Here is a 16,241-nt window from a genome sequence, read left to right on the forward strand (position 1 = left end):
GTGCTCAACCAGCAGCGTCCAGCGCCTTGCCCCACAGGCCTTGCGGCATCGGAGCGTAGCGCGCGAACGCCATGGTGAAGCTCGCCCGGCCCTGCGACAGCGACCGGAGCGCACTCACATAGTTGAACATCTCACCGAGCGGCGCCTCGGCGATCACCTCATGCACTCGCCCCGCCGCGTCGGCTGCAAGCAGCTGGCCGCGGCGGCTCTGCAGATCGCCGATCACGCCGCCGAGATAGTCCCCCGGCGTCGAAACGGTGACCCGCATCAGCGGTTCGAGCAGGATCGGCTCTCCTTGCGCAAAGCCGATCTTGAACGCCTCTCGCGTGGCGTTCTCGAAGGCGAGGCCGGACGAATCCTTCTCATGAGAAGCCCCGTCCAGTAGCGTCGCTTTCAGCCCGATCACCGGGTGACCGCCCGGCCCGCCATCCAGCAGCGCCTGCGTCAGCGCCTTTTCGATCGACGGCAAATATTCCTTCGGAACAGCGCCGCCCGCGATCTGGTTGACGAACACCAGGCCCTCCTCGCCCTCCGGCAAAGGCTCGAAGGCAAGACGCACCCGCGCCATCTGGCCGGGACCACCGCTCTGCTTGCGCAGCAGATGATCCACCTCCGCCCGCCGCGAGAGCGCCGCGCGATAGGCGACCCGCGGCGCGCCGATCGTCGCATCGACGCCGAAATCCTCCTTCAACGTCTCCACCACGATCTGCAGGTGCAGCTCGCCCATGCCCTTCACCAGCGTCTCGCCGGTCTCGCGATCGATCATGACACGCAGCGACGGATCGCCCCGCGCCATCGACGCCAGCGCCTGGCCGAGTTTCTCCTGGTCCTGTGCGGTTAGCGGCGCGATCACCGCTTCGATCACAGGGTCGGGGATCACGAACCCGCTCAGCACGATCGGCCGCGCGGGGTCGCTCAGCGTATCGCCGGCACCGACTGCCTTCAGCCCGGTCACCGCAACGACGTCACCGGCAAGGGCTTCGTCGATATCGGTCTGGGCATCGGCGCGCATGCGCAGCAACCGCCCGATTCGCTCGGTCCTTCCGGCCGCCGCATTGACGACCGTCATGCCCGGCGCCATCCGCCCGGCATAGACCCGCACAAACGCAAGCGCGCCGTATCGGCTCGCCTGCACCTTGGAGACGAGTGCGGCAAGCGGCTCGTCGGCCTGGACGAAACGGTGGACCGTCTCGCCCGTGCGCGGATCGACGCCTTCAACCGGCGGCCGATCTTCCGGCGCCGGGGCATAGTCGACGATCGCGTCCAGCAACGGCTGCACGCCGATATTGCGATAGGCCGATCCGCACAGCACCGGGGTCAGCCAGTTGCCGATGCAGCCACGGCGGATCGCCGCGCGCAGCGCTGCCGGTGTCATCGCTGAAGGCCCATCTAACCAGGCCGCCATGACCGCTTCGTCCACCTCGGCGAGCGTCTCGATCATCCCGGCACGCGCAGCATCGGCCGCATCGCGCATCCCTTCCGGGATAGCGGCACGGATCGGCACGGCAGCGTCGTCGTCCCAGCGCAGCGCCTCCATCGACACGAGGTCGATGACGCCCTCCAGATCGGCTTCGACGCCGAGCGGAAGCTGCACCGGCAGCGGCAACGCCCCCAGCCGGTCAGCGATCATCGCGACCGTGCGGTCGAAATCGGCGCCGATCTGGTCCATCTTGTTGATGAAGCACAGACGCGGCACGCCGAACCGATCGGCCTGGCGCCACACGGTTTCCGATTGCGGCTCGACGCCAGCGACGGCGGAGAACACCGCCACCGCCCCGTCGAGCACCCGCAACGATCGCTCGACCTCTACCGTGAAGTCGACATGGCCGGGCGTATCGATGATCGTGATCGAGGCACCCCGCCAGTCGCACGACGTGGCGGCCGCCGAGATCGTGATCCCGTGCTTCTTTTCGAGCGCGTGGGGGTCGGTTTCGGTGTTGCCGGCATCGACGTCGCCGATGCGGTGGATGCGGCCGGTGTCGAACAGGATGCGTTCGGTCAACGTGGTCTTGCCAGCATCGACATGGGCCATGATGCCGATATTGCGCAGGGTGCGGGTCATTATCTTTCTCGCAAATAAAATCCATTGATGATGTGCGAGTTCGGCCGACAGGGCGCGCACCATCGGCCCGCATCCGAAGACCGGACGCAGGACAAGAGAGAGCGGCGCAAGACAAAGCTTGCACATGCGCTGAAGAACGAAACTCGATTTTCTAGTGGATGCCGGCGGTTCAACCGCTCAGACATCAAGAGGGAGGCGCGTTACACGCCTCTACGGACGCGTTAACGGCACTCCCGGTGCTGGCTATCGTCCGTCATGTTACAACCTCTGTTGATGTCGCGGCGCGCGACGGGGCGAGCGGCTATCCGCACAGCCCGTCTTTGTCAATGACAAGCCAGTCTGGCGCGGGGGGAGAACAGCAACCACACTGCTCCACAGGCTTACCGCCCCAACCCCGCCAGCCACCGGATGATCTCGCTCTGCAATCGAATCCGCCGGTCCGACCAACTATGGTCCGTCGCGACATGCAGCGTCGACAGCTTGCTGCCCCCGACCGCCCTCACCGCTGCCGCCAGTCTGTCGGCCTCCGGTGCCAGGCCATCGTCGGACGTTAGCACGAACAGATTCGTCCCGACGAGGCGCGGCGCGGCGTTCACGAAATCCCAGGCGTCGGCGTGGGCGATCGCCTCGTCCGCCATGATCGCGCCGCTCGTATCGGCCAGCGCTTCCATGCCATTCTCAGTAAAGAAGCTAGCCGCCGTCTCGCGCGGCATCTTGCCGAGAAGGCCGATATTGCCGGGCGAGATCAGCGCCGCGCCGATCAGCGCCGGATCATGCGCGGCCGTCAGCGCGGTCACCCAGCCGCCCAGGCTGTGCCCCATCATCACGATGCGCTTCGGATCGATCCCCAGGCTCGTCGCATTGGCCGGGGTGCGCAGCCAGGCAAGCACCGCGTCGGCATCCTCAAGATCATGGGCGAAGCGATAGCTGCCCGGGCTGCCCCAGGAGCCGCGATAGTTGAAGGTGATCACCGTCCACCCGGCCCGCCGCATCGCCTGGGCGAGATCGAGGCTCTTCTCGTTGCCGGGCAGGCCGTGGCACAGCAGCACCACCGGATGCGGTCCAGCGCCCGCCGCGACATAGGCCAGGCCATTGATCGCCACGCCGCCGCTCGGGATATGCAACACCTCCATCCGCGCCGGATGTTTCGCATCGCGCACTGGATCCGTGAAGATCGCCGCCGGCACCTCCTGCGCCGCGGCGGACTGTCCGATCGGCGCGAGAGCCGTCGCGGCCAGTGCCATGATAAAGCGCTTCATCGGCCTTCCCCCGGATGACATTATGAATCGTGACGATATTCAATTAAGCAATTGAATTATATTGATAAAGTCAGTTGTGGGCCTTCGCGCAAAATGTCAGAACCTGCATGACATTTTCAACAGCCACCCTCGATTCAACCGCTTCGTCCAGCCGGCTAGAAAGGCTGTCCCGGCGGATCTTCCCCGCTTGTTTCTCATCGTTGCAGCCATAACGCCATCCGGAATCCGGGGCCCGCGCGGCATCACCCTTTCTAAACCAGCGATGGCCATGCTCGCCGGATGAAGCATGGCTTTCTCGTCCTGACGGCCACGGCGTCGGCGCTGATGTTCGGCGGGGTATTGCTGCTCACCGCACCATCGGCGGGTGAACGGCCCTCGGCGCCGCCGGTCGCGCTGTCCGGATCGGAGCGGGAGGCCCTAGCCGAACGCGCCGCGTCACCCGACATCTGGTATTCGGGCTGCAATGCGGTGCGGGCCGCCGGTGCGGCGCCGCTCTATCGCGATCAGCCCGGCTATCGCCCCGAAATGGACGGCGACGGAGACGGCATCGCCTGCGAACCATATCGAAACGCAACCGGTGAACGAAGCGCTCCCCGCATCCGCGTACCGCGTCGGGTTCACTTCTAAGCCCGCTACCATGCCCTGGCTGACGGTATCCTCCGCCGCGGTCAGGCCGATACCGGCCCGAACACCGCCTCGATCCGCGTGTTGCGATCGATCGGCAGCCTGATCGACGGGCCGGTTCGCTCCTCGACATTCTTGCCCTGCCGGATCACCCAGCGCTCCAGGCTGGTGCCCGCGCCAGTGTCCACCACCTTGATCTCCGTATCGCCCTGCTTGCCGTCGAAGATCCGATAGGTTTCGGAAAAACCATCGGGCGACAGGCCGGGCAACGCCACGGCCGAAAACCCGTCCGACGCAGCAATGTCGAGCACCACCTGCCGGGATTTCGCCTTCACGCTGCTGACCACCATGGTCAGGTCGATCCGCTTGATGCTCGGCGCCGGCTTGTTGCCCAGCCCGTTGAAGTTCGCCTTCAAGGTCAGCGTCGTCCAGGCGGAGGGCATCGCCATCTTCTGTTTGATGCGGTTGTCGGCATCGTCGAGGATCAGGTTCATCAGGTCCTTGGCCAGGTCGCTCTGCTGCGCCTTGGTGATGGTGCCGTTGGAGAAATGATAGCGATAGGATCGGACGAGCGAGACGGGCAGCCTGAGGCCGTAGAGCTGATCCTCGTTGCGCACGATCCCCAGTTCGCCGATCTCGATGATGATCTCGACATCGCCCTTGTCGGGCAGGCTCCCGGCCGGCGCGTCGAACAGGATGCGGTTCACCTTGATATCCGCCATCATCTGCCGCTGCCAGTCGGGCTCGATCACGCCGAGCCGAAGCGTATCCAGCTGGGCGCTGGCGCCCTCGTTCATCAGCGCGATCGGATCGCCGGGGGTCTCATGATCGAGGACGAGGTCGACGTCCCGGTCGACCATGTCGAGCTTTTCCAGGTCCCGGATCAGGCTCGCCCGGACCTCGGCCAGATTGCTCTTGAACAGCGGCTTCAGCGTGGCGACGCGGTCGCGCACGTCCTTGTCGGTCCAGTTGTGCAGCGGCTTGTCGCTGAGCAGGGTGTTGACCTGCTCGTACAGCGTATCGAGCGACCAGTTGACCTTGACCGATTTGAGCAGCGAGGATTCGAACGCCCGCACCAGATTGTACAGCGCCTCGGTGAGCGCGATGCGGGCGCGACTGCGCATGCCCTCGATCGCGGTGAATGCGTTGCCGTTGAGCAGGCGAGCCCGCGCCGAAGCCTCGACGTCGAACAGCCCGGCCAGGCTATCCATATTGTCGGCCAGATCGGCATAGCCCTGGCCGACCTGCTGGCCGAGCTCGATCACCTCGTCATGCACGGCGGCGCGCTGTTCAATGACCTCCTTGATCTCCTTGGACAGCTTCTTCCAGTCTTCGTCCTTTGCGGCGAGCTTGGCCAGTTGCGCCTCGATCTCCGACTGCGAGAGCTGAACGCTCTCATAGGCTTTCTTGAGATGCGATGCGGCCGGGGCGAGCCCCTTGCCCACCGTCGACCAGGCGGAGGGCTTGGTCTGCGACAGCTTTTTGATCTGGTCGACGGTCAGCTTCTTGCCGCCCTCGGCTCCAGCCAGTTCCTTCGCCTCGGCCTTGGCCTTCTTGATGACGTCGTCCGCATCCTTCTTCGCGCTCTTGTAGGCGGCGGCCGTGTCGCTCAGCCTGGTCTTGAGCGATGCGATCACCTCGGCCGGTTCCTTGTCGAGCAGATCGGTGGCGTCGGCCGCCATCGAGGCGACACCGCCAAGGATCGGCTGGCCGACGGGAATCACCTGGCACAGCCCGGCCGCCAGGTTCACCGCGAACTTGATTTCACCCTTCTTCGCTGCGTCGTTCGAGGCGGCGTTGTAGAGCCGGGTATAGGTGGTGTTGAGCTTGTCCTGGATAGCGTCCTGCGCCGTGGCGAGCGCGTCGATGCGCTGGGTGAGTTCAGCCGATTTGACCTCGGCGGCCGCGATCTGGTCGACGAGCTTCGCATTCTCCTTCAGGATCAGCCGTGCCGCGGCCTCGCTGCTCTGGGCCGCCTCGGTCTGTGCGCGCTGCTTCTCCGCGACCCAGCTGGTGAACATCAGCACTTCGAGCGCGAGGTCGGTTTCCATGCGGTAGAGCTGGAAGGAGCTCGAGAGCGACAATAAAGGCGTATAGCCGGCGGGCTTGCCGAAATAATCGAGCCGCGATGCAAGCCGCTGGGCCAGCGTCGCCAGTTCGGTCTGGATCGATCGCCAGTAGATCTCGTCCTTGCCCTTCCACGCCTTGTTGGCGGTCGGCAGCGGATTGAGAAAGGCCCCGGCATAAGTGTCGATCAGGCTTTTCGCCGCGTCGCGCTGTTCGGTCAGATAGCATTCGCGGACATGGTTCATCACCAGCGGGACGAGCGTGGGATGCAGCCAGATCGCGGCATCCGTCTGCTCCACCGTCTCGCTCGCCGGGCCGGCATCCTTGCCCGCCTTCCCTTCCGAATCCTTGCCGTTCTGGGTGTTGTGTTCGGCGAATTCGATCTTTGCGCTCGAACTGTTGTCGTCGTTGCTCGTGAAATGGATCTCGTGAAAATAGGTGCAGGTATAGAAGCCGCTGGCGCGCGGGCTGCCGCCCTCGCCGCCCAGCGCCTTGGGCGGAACGGCGCCCGCCTTGCCGGGCTTGCCGGACCAGAGCTTCTGGATCGCTGCCTGGTTGGTGATCAGCCGGCCTGCCGGGCCACCGTCGCCGGCATTGCCGGGGGCGACGCTCGGCGTCCCGTTGGTCGGCTTCTGCGTCGTGCCCTCCACCAGGTTGCTGCGCTCGAAGAACTCGGCCACCCGCCAGATCCGCCTGATGCCGAGGACCTCGCGGCCGGCGTGCTTGTCGAGCTTCACCGCGACCGTCGTCTTGATGAAGCTGTCGGTATGGGCCTTCCGGTCGATATAGCCGACCGGGATATAGAGCTGGCTTACGCTGCTGCCGTGCGCCCCATTCTGGCCCTTGCCACCGCCCTGGCCGTCCATGCCGTCTGTGATGATGCGTTTGCGGGTAGTGCCCTTCGGCGTGACCACCTCGTCGACATAGATAATGGCATCGCCGCCGGCATGACCATTGGCGCCGTTCGCTCCGGGAGTGGTGCCGGTCGAGTCCTGCGCCTTGGGGAGCGACCATGCGGGCGGGCTGGTGTCGATCTTCCCATCGCCCTCGAACTCGATCTTGCGGGCGTAGATCGTCAGGTCGCATTCGGGCAACCACCAGGCGCACCGCACGGTCAGCGTGTCGCAGATGACGGTCAGCTTCGCGACCTTCTGCCAGGCTTTTTCGCGCGTGGCGGCGGCAAGGCGGGTTTCGAGCGGAACCGAAGTCACGCCGAACAGCGTCTGTTCCGGATCCTTGTCGTCGATGATGATGTGGAGCCCGGTCGCGGTCTTGTGTTTTTCCTGCTGCGTGCTGTTCTGGACAGTGACGTCGTTGATCTTGGCGATGCCGTCCGAACTCGGCATCGAATGGAAGAACCGTAGCTGGTTCATGATCGTCGACGTCTGCTTGCTGACCATTTGCTCCCCCCAATCGAACTCCGGAAACCACGCAGGACCGCCGGGGCAAGTTTGCGTCAGTGACGCCCCTCCCAGCGGCGAATGCCGCTCAGCATTGCGAACGAACCTGTGTTGCCTTGTCCCCCGCCGGATCGAACGACCCGTCATGGTAAATATGCAGAATTTTTGGATCCGGTCAGGAGTTGTTATCTCCACATTGGTGCTATCCGGATAGCGATAAAAGGCGGTCGGGCATCGCCTTCAGATGCCGCCGCACCGCAGCATTTTTACCTTTCGTTAACCGCCGCGACCTATCATAGTTAACGGATTGGCAATCATTCTGAATCGCCCGCCGAAAGGGATGCCGATGCGCCGCAACCTTCGCTCTGCCGCCCTTTGCCTGGTCTCCGCGACGCTTGCCGGCTGCACGACCACGGCTGGGCGCCATGCCACGATCGTCGAGCGCGAGCCCGGCAAGGAATGGGAAAGGCGAGTCGATCCGGCGGCGGCGCAGAGGCTCGCCGCCCTGCCAATGCTATGGTCTTCCGCCCGCGCCGCGGCCCGGCCACGCTTCGCCACCGCGCTGGCACGGGAGGGCGCGCTGCTCGATCCTCGCCGCGCGCTCGGCTATCCGGCGCTGCCGCCCGGCTCCTATCGCTGCCGCGCGGTGAAGCTCGGCCCCGCCGCGCCGCGCCAGCCCGCCTATCGCGCCTTCCCGCCCGGCTTCTGTCACGTCGGCGGCGAGGACGATGCCCAGTCCTTCGCCAAGCAGACCGGCAATGAGCGCCCCGCCGGCCGGCTCTATCCCGATGGCGACACACGGCTCGTCTTCCTCGGTGCCTTTGCCGAGGGCAAGGCGCGCGCGCCGGCCTATGGGGCGTTGCCGGGCCGCGATGCGCTGGGCGTGGTCGAGCGCATCGCGCATTTCCGCTGGCGCGTGACGCTCGTGCCGGCCGACGGCTCGGCGCAGCTCACCGTCTATGATCTCACGCCAGTTCCCGCCGAGGCGCAGCTTTCCGCGGACGAGTGACGATCGACACGAAAGGGCGGGCACGGCCATCGCCATACCCGCCCCGGATCGCTTGGTCTGCGAGGCTTAGAAAGCCTTTACGAGACCCGCCATCGGCCGCACGCTGTGCGCGTTACCGAAAGTGTTCACTTCGCCGCGCACGCGGACGCCACCCTTCATGCCGATTTCGAGGCCGGCGCCATAGGTCATCGCGTGATAGTCGCGGCTATTCTCGCCGAACCGGTCGAAATTGACCCACTGGTAGCCGACCTTGCCATAGATCAGGCCGCTGGTGCCGGTGCGCAGGCCGACGCGGCCGGCGGCGCCATATTCCCAATCGATATCGCCCTTGATGCCCTTGGCGGCATTGCCTTCGACACCGACGAACACCGGGCCGACCAGGCCGATATTGACGCCGGCGACACCCTGGACGAGCGAACCGTCAAGCCGGTCGCGGCGATCGGCCGACTGCGGGATGCCCGCGTTGCGCTCGTTGTCGAACTGCTCCCAGCCGCCCATCACGCCGACATAGGGTTCGAAGCGCGATACGCTGCTCTCGGACGCGGACTCTGACGTCCCGGAATCCTGCGCGAGCGCGGGGACGGCGACGAACGCGGCCGCTGCGGCGGTCACGATGAAAAGCTTACGCATGAATACACCTTTGGTTGTTTCGCCCGGCTATCGACTGCCTCGTGCATGCCGACATCACCGAGGCCCCTCCCAACCCCTCAACCACGGGCGCGTTGCATCGCAGCGCAAATAAGCCCGGAACAGCGCGGATTGTGACCTCAAGGCAACTGTTTCTGTCGCTGCGATGAACGAAACGTGGCAGGAATCAGCGCGTTATCGGGCGAAGCTGAGGCGGTTATGCGCGGCTAAACCGCGTCTCGCAGCTGCAATAGAAGCGGCCGACACTTTGCCTTTGCGCCTGGCCGTGGCACCTTGTGAAACGGTCCCGGGGCAAACTCCGAACGGGCCGGGAGAAGGCAATGACCGATCCGATCGAGATCGAGCTGAAGCTTGAATTCGACCCTGCCGATCGCAGGCGCCTCGGATCGGCGCCGGCGCTCAAAGGCGCGGCGGGGAAGACCCGTCATCTCGTCTCGACCTATTTCGATACGCCGGATAACGACCTGCTGGCCGCGGGCTACACCCTGCGGGTGCGCCGGAACGGAGCGCAGCATATCCAGACGGTGAAGGCGGCAGGCGATCAATCCGCCGGGCTGTTCGTCCGCCCGGAATGGGAATGCGCCCTTGCTGACGATCGCCCCCGGTTCGACCCGGACTGTGGCCCGCTCGCGGAGGCGCTCGGCGCCCCGCTGCTGGAACGGATCGGGCCGGTCTTCACGACCGACATGAGACGTGCGGCATGCCGGATCGAGCAGGACGGCGCGACGATCGAGCTGGCGGTCGATAAAGGTGCGGTCCGCGCCGGCGAATGCGCCGAGTCGCTGTGCGAGGTGGAGCTGGAGCTGCGCGACGGCTCACCCGCCGCGCTGTTCGATCTCGCGCGGCAGCTGAACGAGCGCGTGCCGTTGCGGCTCGGCGTGCGGTCGAAATCGGAACGCGGTTATGCCCTGCTCGCCGATACGCCCCCGGCTGCGGTGAAGGCCGAGCCGATCCTGCTCGATCGCACCGGCGATGCCGGCGATGCCTTTCAGGCCATTGCCCAGGCCTGTATCCGCCATTTCCGGCTTAACGAGGCGCTGCTGCTGCCGTCCGGAGGCGTCGAGCCGCTCCACCAGGCACGCGTCGGACTGCGCCGGTTGCGGTCGGCCCTGTCGTTATATGGCCCCTTCCTGGCGGAGGGCGGGCCGCCGCCGATGCTGCGCAGCGAGCTGCGCTGGCTCGCGGCCGAGCTGGGCGAAGTGCGCAACATCGATGTGCTGGCCCGGCGGTTCGATGGCGACGTCCGCGACCGCCTCGCCGCTGCGCGGACGCAACGCTTCGACCAGGTCCGGGACGAGCTCGCCTCGGCGCGGACCAGGCTCCTGATGCTCGATCTCGCCGAATGGCTGGCGCTCGACACATGGCGAACGGGCGCAGGTGAGGCGCTCGACCGCGCCATTCTCCCGTTCGCCCACGATCTGCTCGATCGCCAGCGTGCGCGGGTGAAACGGCTCGGCAAGGGGCTGGCCGGCCTCGGCCCACGGCATCGGCACGCCGTGCGGATCGAGGTCAAGAAGCTCCGCTACGCGGCCGAATTCTTCGCGGCACTGTACCCGGCGGGAAAGCCCGCGCGGCGCCACGCACGCTTCATCGCGACGATCGAGACGTTGCAGGATCTGCTGGGCGAGCTGAACGATATCGCCGTCGCCCCGGACCTGCTGGCACAGCTCGGGATCGACGCCGTTTTGCCGAAAGCAGGCAAGCGCAAGCATCTGCTCGACGCGGCGGAGCAGGCCTATGACGCGTTGATACATGCCAGGCGCTTCTGGCGCGGCGAGCCCGACACCTGACGCCTGCTTTCAGCGAAGAGACCTGGCGGATTTGACTTCGTGGTGGCGAGACCTCATCTCATGCAGATGATCATTTCGGCGAGACAGCGGCAAAGCCGCCACCATTCGGGTCAACTCCCCGCGCGTACCTAGCCCGGGCTGGAGCGGTCGTTCGCGCCAGTCCCGGGCACAGCATCAGCGCCAAGCCGGCCGGTTTCCCAGGATGAAACCGAGCGGTCGCATCACCCGAAAAATGAAAGATCCATCCAGTGAGCAACCATGTTCATGCGCTGCCGCCTGCGCGGCCGCCGCTCCACATCATCGACAGCGAATATGATTCGATCGCCGCGCTTGCCCTGACCGCCGCGCACCGCCATCCGGCCACCGCCCGGCTGCTGCTGGCGGAACTGGAACGTGCCGAGGTCTATCCCGCGCCGGCATTGCCGCCCGGTATCGTTTCCATGCATTCGACCGTGACCTTCATCGATCGCGGCAGCGGCACCAGCCGCACGGTGGAGCTCGTCTATCCGCAGGAAGCCGACATCGACGCGGGCAAGATATCGATCCTGACTCCGGTCGGCGCCGGCCTGATCGGCCTTGCTACCGGACAATCCATCCTTTGGCCGGGTCGCGACGGCCATGAACGCTGGCTCGAGATCGTCAGCGTCACGGCGCGGGAGGGCTGAGCCATGGAGGAGCTCGCCCGCTATCGCTGCGTCGGCGACGACGGCTCGTCGGTGACCGTCGTCGAGTTCCGCTATGTCCATGTCGGGCAGTCCCAGCGTGGTCCGCCGCGACGCTATGCCGGCAGGCGCCAGATGGCGCTCACCACCGGAGAGCTGGTGCGCCATGTCAGTGCGCAGACCTTCCAGGTCGTGGGAAGCGGCGCCTTGCTGGTGCGGCTTCGCTGACGCGCTATCGGCTCAGCTGGCCGCGGATCGCGCCCTTCGGGAAGGTCGCATTGTGGACGTTGACATAATAGTCCGCCGGGCTTGCCACGATCGCGGCGATCACTTCGGCCGCTGCCGGCTTGCAACCCTGCGCCGTGCCGCTGGTCGGCGCGTCGAGCGGCACCACGACCGGCCCGGACACGCCCGCCGCGCCCTTGTGGATATGCGCCATCGTCGCCGGCTCGATGCCCGAGACCTTCAGCGTGTAGCAGACCTCGCTCTTGGCCGGGTCGATCGTCACCGTAGCCGATCCGGTGCCGTCGGCATCGCTTTCGGCGCTGCCGGCCAAAGTCGCCTGGAGTTTGACGGGATCGGCGGCCAGCGCCGGAGCGGCAGACATCACCGCAGCGAGGGTTAGCAGGATCAAGCGCATCGCGTTCCTCCATATCCGGAACGCCTTGCGCAGGCCCGGACCCGCGGGCGTTCCCGGCCCGGTTGTGGGCGCGGTGCAAGGGCTGGTCAATCTGGGCGATGCGCGCGCGTCTCGATTCGTCTCGCCCGTGCGCCCGGTCAGCCGATCCCGGCGCTGCGCGGCGGCGCCAGGTCGGCGCCCGTCAGGAGCCGATCATAGCGCGACTGATCCGCCGCGTTCAGCCCCTGTGCCACCGCCAGCCCGGCGACCGTCCCCATGGCGACCGTCACGCACAATTTGAACCAGTGCCACCGGCGCCGCCCGGATCGGAAATCCCGGCGCCCGCCCCCCCGGCCGCGCTTCCCCGCCCGGTGCCACTGATCGTCGTGCCGCATCGTCCTGCCCCCGCCCCGCGTTCGATCTGTACCTTAGTCACCATTGGTAACCCGATTGCTAAGCCAACCACCGAATCGGTGCTAAAAGCGATCGAGCCCAAATGCTTGGCGATCGGACTGGATTTGACGGCGATCAACCGCGACCCGCCGATGGGCCGCTACGCGTCGGCCATGCCAGAGACACCCTATGATCGGATCGGCGGCGAGCAGGTCGCAGCGATCGTCCAGCTTTTCTACGATCTGATGGACCAGGATCTGCGCTATCAGGGCCTGCGCGCGATGCATGCCGAGGATCTTGATCCGATGCGCGCCTCGCTGACCGGGTTCCTCACTGCCTGGCTCGGCGGCCCACGCGACTGGTTCACGCAAAGGCCCGGCACCTGCGTCATGTCGCTGCACCGCGCGATACCGATCACGCCGGATCTTGCCGGCCAGTGGATCAATGCGATGGATCGCGCGATCGGCGCTCAACCGGCCATCCCGCCCGATCTCGCCGCCCAGATGGCGCAGGCTCTAACCCGGATGGCCAGCGCGATGGCTAGTCAGCCGCTATCGGCCTGATCCCGCGCAGCGCAGGATTAGGCCCGCGCGCCCTCGACCACGCCGCCGGAATTGTGGCGCAGCGCCTTCAGCACCGTCTCGACGATCGCATCGGCGTCGAGCCCGGCTTCGGCATATTGCTTCTCGGGCTTGTCCTGGTCCTGGAAGGTATCGGGCAGCCGCATGGTGCGCAGCTTGAGCCCGGCATCGATCAGCCCGGTATCGCTGGCCAGAGTCAGCACGTGCGCGCCCAGCCCGCCGATCGCACCTTCCTCGATCGTAACCGCAACTTCATGCGTAGTCAGCAGCTTGCGGATCAGCGCTTCGTCGAGCGGCTTTGCAAAGCGGAGATCGGCCACCGTGGTGGACAACCCCCGCGCATCGAGCGCATCGGCCGCCTTGAGCGCCTCGCCAAGGCGCGTGCCGAGCGACAGGATCGCGACCTTCTTGCCCTCGCGCACGATCCGCCCCTTGCCGATCTCGAGGAGCTCCGGCGTTGCCGGCAAGGCGACGCCGGTACCGTTGCCGCGCGGATAGCGCACCGCGATCGGCCCGGAATCGTGGAGCACGCAAGTGTGCGTCATATGGACCAGCTCGGCCTCGTCGGCTGCGGCCATCACCACGAAGTTGGGCAGAGTCGCGAGATAGGTCACGTCGAAGCTGCCGGCATGAGTCGCCCCATCGGCGCCGACCAGCCCGGCACGATCGATCGCGAAGCGCACCGGCAGGTTCTGGATCGCCACATCGTGCACGACCTGGTCGTAAGCGCGCTGCAGGAAGGTCGAATAGATCGCGCAGAATGGCCGCATGCCCTGCGCGGCGAGGCCCGCGGCGAAGGTAACCGCATGCTGCTCAGCGATGCCGACATCGAAGAACCGGTCGGGATAAGCCGCCGCGAACTTGTCGAGGCCGGTACCCGACGGCATCGCCGCGGTGATCGCGCAGATCCGGGGATCGCTCGCCGCCTCGGCCGCCAAAGCCGCGCCGAACACATTCTGATAGGCAGGCGGCCCGGGCGGCGCCTTGTCCTGCGTGCCGGTGATCACGTCGAACTTCTGCACGCCGTGATATTTGTCCGCCGCCGCTTCGGCCGGGGCATAGCCCTTGCCCTTCTTGGTCACGACATGGACCAGGATCGGGCCCTGTTCGGCATCGCGCACATTCTCGAGCACAGGGATCAGCTGGTCTAGATTATGGCCATCGACCGGCCCGACATAATAGAAACCGAGCTCCTCGAACAACGTCCCGCCCATCGCCATGCCGCGCGCGAATTCGTCGGTCTTGCGTGCCGCCGAATGAAGCGGACGCGGTAGCTTGCGCGCCAGCCGGCGGGCAAGTTCGCGCAGGTTCAGGAACTCGCGGCTTGAAACGATGCGGGAGAGATAGGCCGAAAGACCACCGACCGGCGGCGCAATCGACATGTCGTTGTCGTTGAGGATCACCACCAGCCGGTTGCCGGCGGCCTCGGCATTGTTCATCGCCTCATAGGCCATGCCGGCGCTCATCGCGCCGTCGCCGATCACGGCGATCGCCTTGCCGGGCACGTCCTTGATCTTGTTGGCGATCGCGAAGCCAAGCGCGGAAGAGATCGAGGTCGAGCTGTGCGCCGCGCCGAACGGATCATATTCGCTCTCGCTACGCTTGGTGAAGCCGCTGAGGCCACCGCCCATGCGCAGGGTGCGGATGCGATCGCGCCGGCCGGTCAGGATCTTGTGCGGATAGCATTGATGACCGACGTCCCAGATCAACCGGTCGCGCGGGGTATCGAACACGTAATGGATCGCGGTCGTCAGTTCGACCACGCCGAGCCCCGATCCGAGATGCCCGCCGGTCACGCCGACAGCGGCGATCGTTTCCGCGCGCAGTTCGTCGGCAAGCTGCCGCAGACTGGTCGGAGGAAGTGCCCGAAGATCTGCGGGCGTGTGGACCGTGTCGAGCAACGGCGTTTTAGAAACTTCAGCCATCAACCCTGCTTAGCGGACGCCGCCATGGGTGTCGATTGTGCGGAGCAATTCGGACATTTCTTGACGTTACCTGCACCGGATCGCGACAAGGGTACATGGAAACCCTTGCTCATCGCCTTGCCGGCAAGGGCGATCGACTGGCAGGCGGGCCCGCGAACCCAGGTCAGGCTCTACCGAAATCCAGCGAGTCGCCCAGCCCTCGTCCGGATGGGCCTGCGCTCCGGCTACTCGCAATCGGCGCATTTCCCGCGAACCTCGATCACCGGCCGCACCGGCGAGAAGCCGGCGGCCTCAGCGGCCAAGCGCACGCCGCTGGTGATGCGGTCATTGTCCAGATGCGTGGTCTGGCCGCAGCTGTCGCAGACCAGGAAGATGCAATCGTGCAGGCAATCGGGATGCGCGTTGGCGATATAGGCGTTCGAGCTTTCGACCCGCCGCGCCAGATTCGCGCCGACGAACAGGTCGAGGATGCGGTACACGCTGTTCGCCGCCACACGCCGCCCTTCGGCCTTCGATACCGCCTCGGCGATATCATAGGCCGAGGCCGGCTTGTCGAAACCGGCCAGCGCCTCGAAGATCTGGGCGCGCATCGTCGTCCACTGTTCGCCCGATTTCTCGAGCGTTTCGCGTGCCGCCCGGGAGAGGTCGGCGCCTTGCGGCTCGTGATGCTGATGATGTGCGGCCATGGACGTCAATTTAGGCGCGATAGCACCCTGCGGCAAGGCGTGGACTCCGGCGCAGGCCCGGATGCAGGCTCAGTAGGTCGCGCGACGGTTCAGATCGTGGCCGAGCGCGAGGATCGCGACGCCGATCAGTGTCCAGACCGTCTCCGTGCCGCCGTCATGCGGCATGGTGATTGCGCCCGCCATGATGCCCAGGCCCAGCGAACCGACGACAGCCGGCATCATATAGCCGTGCGAGAAGATCCCGCGGCCAAGCGCCAGCACGCCGAAGCCGATCGCGATGGTCAGGCCGATCTCATGGAACAGCGGATTGAGCAGCAGGCCACCCGCCGATGCGGCGAGCGCCAGGAACACCGAGCTCGCCAGGCAATGCACCGCGCACAGCCCCGAAAGGCCGATGGCGAATCGGTCGAAGCGCGATTCGAACCACGCGAAAGCGGGCGAGGATGTGTGGACGTGCGTTGTCATGCCGAGCCCATTTGGCACAGCCGATCGCAAGTTACAATATATCATCGTTGT

15 protein-coding genes are annotated in these 16,241 nt (G+C 65.8%); 6 read left to right on the plus strand and 9 right to left on the minus strand.

Annotated features, from left to right (window positions below):
- Window positions 1-4: 4 nt before the first annotated feature.
- Both fusA and U1769_RS14990 read right to left on the minus strand, forming a co-directional pair.
- Entirely contained in the window at window positions 5-2,062 is a 2,058-nt protein-coding gene (gene fusA, locus U1769_RS14985) for an elongation factor G (protein WP_332717481.1), read from the minus strand.
- 380 nt (window positions 2,063-2,442) lie between these two features.
- Window positions 2,443-3,321, minus strand: coding sequence for an alpha/beta hydrolase family protein (locus U1769_RS14990; protein WP_332717482.1), 879 nt, complete (start codon window positions 3,319-3,321; stop codon window positions 2,443-2,445).
- A gap of 279 nt (window positions 3,322-3,600) precedes the next feature.
- Between U1769_RS14990 and U1769_RS14995 the strand changes: the two genes are divergently transcribed.
- Complete coding sequence (locus tag U1769_RS14995; RefSeq protein WP_332717484.1) at window positions 3,601-3,948, plus strand: excalibur calcium-binding domain-containing protein; 348 nt, start codon at window positions 3,601-3,603, stop codon at window positions 3,946-3,948.
- Between the two features lie 41 nt (window positions 3,949-3,989).
- Here U1769_RS14995 and U1769_RS15000 read toward each other — a convergent pair whose 3' ends face one another.
- Window positions 3,990-7,412, minus strand: a complete 3,423-nt coding sequence (locus U1769_RS15000; RefSeq protein WP_332717486.1) for a hypothetical protein — start codon at window positions 7,410-7,412, stop codon at window positions 3,990-3,992.
- Window positions 7,413-7,758: 346 nt separating this feature from the next.
- Here U1769_RS15000 and U1769_RS15005 point away from each other — a divergent pair, with 346 nt between their 5' ends.
- Window positions 7,759-8,421 (plus strand): DUF4893 domain-containing protein, encoded by a 663-nt coding sequence (locus U1769_RS15005; protein ID WP_332717487.1) that lies wholly within the window; start codon window positions 7,759-7,761, stop codon window positions 8,419-8,421.
- Window positions 8,422-8,487: 66 nt separating this feature from the next.
- Here U1769_RS15005 and U1769_RS15010 read toward each other — a convergent pair whose 3' ends face one another.
- On the minus strand, window positions 8,488-9,051 hold the full coding sequence (locus U1769_RS15010; RefSeq protein WP_332717488.1) for an outer membrane beta-barrel protein: 564 nt from the start codon (window positions 9,049-9,051) through the stop codon (window positions 8,488-8,490).
- A gap of 338 nt (window positions 9,052-9,389) precedes the next feature.
- Between U1769_RS15010 and U1769_RS15015 the strand changes: the two genes are divergently transcribed.
- The 3 genes from U1769_RS15015 to U1769_RS15025 all read left to right on the plus strand — a co-directional run bounded on the left by U1769_RS15015 (window position 9,390) and on the right by U1769_RS15025 (window position 11,749).
- Window positions 9,390-10,859 carry a CYTH and CHAD domain-containing protein gene (locus U1769_RS15015; RefSeq protein ID WP_332717490.1) on the plus strand — a complete coding sequence of 490 codons (1,470 nt, stop codon included), beginning with the start codon at window positions 9,390-9,392 and terminating at the stop codon, window positions 10,857-10,859.
- A 248-nt stretch (window positions 10,860-11,107) separates the two neighbouring features.
- Window positions 11,108-11,524: a nucleoside diphosphate kinase regulator gene (gene rnk, locus U1769_RS15020; protein WP_332717492.1), complete on the plus strand. Its 417-nt coding sequence runs from the start codon at window positions 11,108-11,110 to the stop codon at window positions 11,522-11,524.
- A 3-nt stretch (window positions 11,525-11,527) separates the two neighbouring features.
- Window positions 11,528-11,749 (plus strand): hypothetical protein, encoded by a 222-nt coding sequence (locus tag U1769_RS15025; RefSeq protein WP_332717493.1) that lies wholly within the window; start codon window positions 11,528-11,530, stop codon window positions 11,747-11,749.
- 4 nt (window positions 11,750-11,753) lie between these two features.
- Here U1769_RS15025 and U1769_RS15030 read toward each other — a convergent pair whose 3' ends face one another.
- Window positions 11,754-12,161: a CHRD domain-containing protein gene (locus tag U1769_RS15030; protein ID WP_332717494.1), complete on the minus strand. Its 408-nt coding sequence runs from the start codon at window positions 12,159-12,161 to the stop codon at window positions 11,754-11,756.
- A gap of 137 nt (window positions 12,162-12,298) precedes the next feature.
- Entirely contained in the window at window positions 12,299-12,535 is a 237-nt protein-coding gene (locus tag U1769_RS15035) for a hypothetical protein (RefSeq protein ID WP_332717495.1), read from the minus strand.
- A gap of 150 nt (window positions 12,536-12,685) precedes the next feature.
- Here U1769_RS15035 and U1769_RS15040 point away from each other — a divergent pair, with 150 nt between their 5' ends.
- Window positions 12,686-13,096 (plus strand): group II truncated hemoglobin, encoded by a 411-nt coding sequence (locus U1769_RS15040; RefSeq protein ID WP_443030364.1) that lies wholly within the window; start codon window positions 12,686-12,688, stop codon window positions 13,094-13,096.
- 17 nt (window positions 13,097-13,113) lie between these two features.
- Here U1769_RS15040 and dxs read toward each other — a convergent pair whose 3' ends face one another.
- The 3 genes from dxs to U1769_RS15055 form a co-directional block, all read right to left on the minus strand.
- A complete protein-coding gene (dxs, locus tag U1769_RS15045) occupies window positions 13,114-15,039 on the minus strand; it encodes a 1-deoxy-D-xylulose-5-phosphate synthase (RefSeq protein WP_332717497.1) in 1,926 nt (641 codons plus the stop codon).
- Between the two features lie 224 nt (window positions 15,040-15,263).
- A complete protein-coding gene (locus U1769_RS15050; protein WP_332717499.1) occupies window positions 15,264-15,725 on the minus strand; it encodes a Fur family transcriptional regulator in 462 nt (153 codons plus the stop codon).
- Between the two features lie 69 nt (window positions 15,726-15,794).
- Window positions 15,795-16,190 carry a MerC domain-containing protein gene (locus tag U1769_RS15055; protein ID WP_332717501.1) on the minus strand — a complete coding sequence of 132 codons (396 nt, stop codon included), beginning with the start codon at window positions 16,188-16,190 and terminating at the stop codon, window positions 15,795-15,797.
- Window positions 16,191-16,241 lie beyond the last annotated feature (51 nt).

It is taken from the genome of Parasphingomonas zepuensis (genome assembly GCF_036663735.1).
GTDB lineage: Bacteria > Pseudomonadota > Alphaproteobacteria > Sphingomonadales > Sphingomonadaceae > Sphingomonas.

Coding starts and splice junctions, on each gene's coding strand:
- dxs (WP_332717497.1), bottom strand. CDS start 15,039: ATGGCTGAAGTTTCTAAAACGCCGTTGCTCGACACGGTCCACACGCCC.
- U1769_RS14995 (WP_332717484.1), top strand. CDS start 3,601: ATGAAGCATGGCTTTCTCGTCCTGACGGCCACGGCGTCGGCGCTGATG.
- U1769_RS15015 (WP_332717490.1), top strand. CDS start 9,390: ATGACCGATCCGATCGAGATCGAGCTGAAGCTTGAATTCGACCCTGCC.
- U1769_RS14990 (WP_332717482.1), bottom strand. CDS start 3,321: ATGAAGCGCTTTATCATGGCACTGGCCGCGACGGCTCTCGCGCCGATC.
- U1769_RS15040 (WP_443030364.1), top strand. CDS start 12,686: ATGGGCCGCTACGCGTCGGCCATGCCAGAGACACCCTATGATCGGATC.
- fusA (WP_332717481.1), bottom strand. CDS start 2,062: ATGACCCGCACCCTGCGCAATATCGGCATCATGGCCCATGTCGATGCT.
- U1769_RS15010 (WP_332717488.1), bottom strand. CDS start 9,051: ATGCGTAAGCTTTTCATCGTGACCGCCGCAGCGGCCGCGTTCGTCGCC.
- U1769_RS15005 (WP_332717487.1), top strand. CDS start 7,759: ATGCGCCGCAACCTTCGCTCTGCCGCCCTTTGCCTGGTCTCCGCGACG.
- U1769_RS15030 (WP_332717494.1), bottom strand. CDS start 12,161: ATGCGCTTGATCCTGCTAACCCTCGCTGCGGTGATGTCTGCCGCTCCG.
- U1769_RS15035 (WP_332717495.1), bottom strand. CDS start 12,535: ATGCGGCACGACGATCAGTGGCACCGGGCGGGGAAGCGCGGCCGGGGG.
- U1769_RS15050 (WP_332717499.1), bottom strand. CDS start 15,725: ATGGCCGCACATCATCAGCATCACGAGCCGCAAGGCGCCGACCTCTCC.
- U1769_RS15025 (WP_332717493.1), top strand. CDS start 11,528: ATGGAGGAGCTCGCCCGCTATCGCTGCGTCGGCGACGACGGCTCGTCG.
- U1769_RS15055 (WP_332717501.1), bottom strand. CDS start 16,190: ATGACAACGCACGTCCACACATCCTCGCCCGCTTTCGCGTGGTTCGAA.
- U1769_RS15000 (WP_332717486.1), bottom strand. CDS start 7,412: ATGGTCAGCAAGCAGACGTCGACGATCATGAACCAGCTACGGTTCTTC.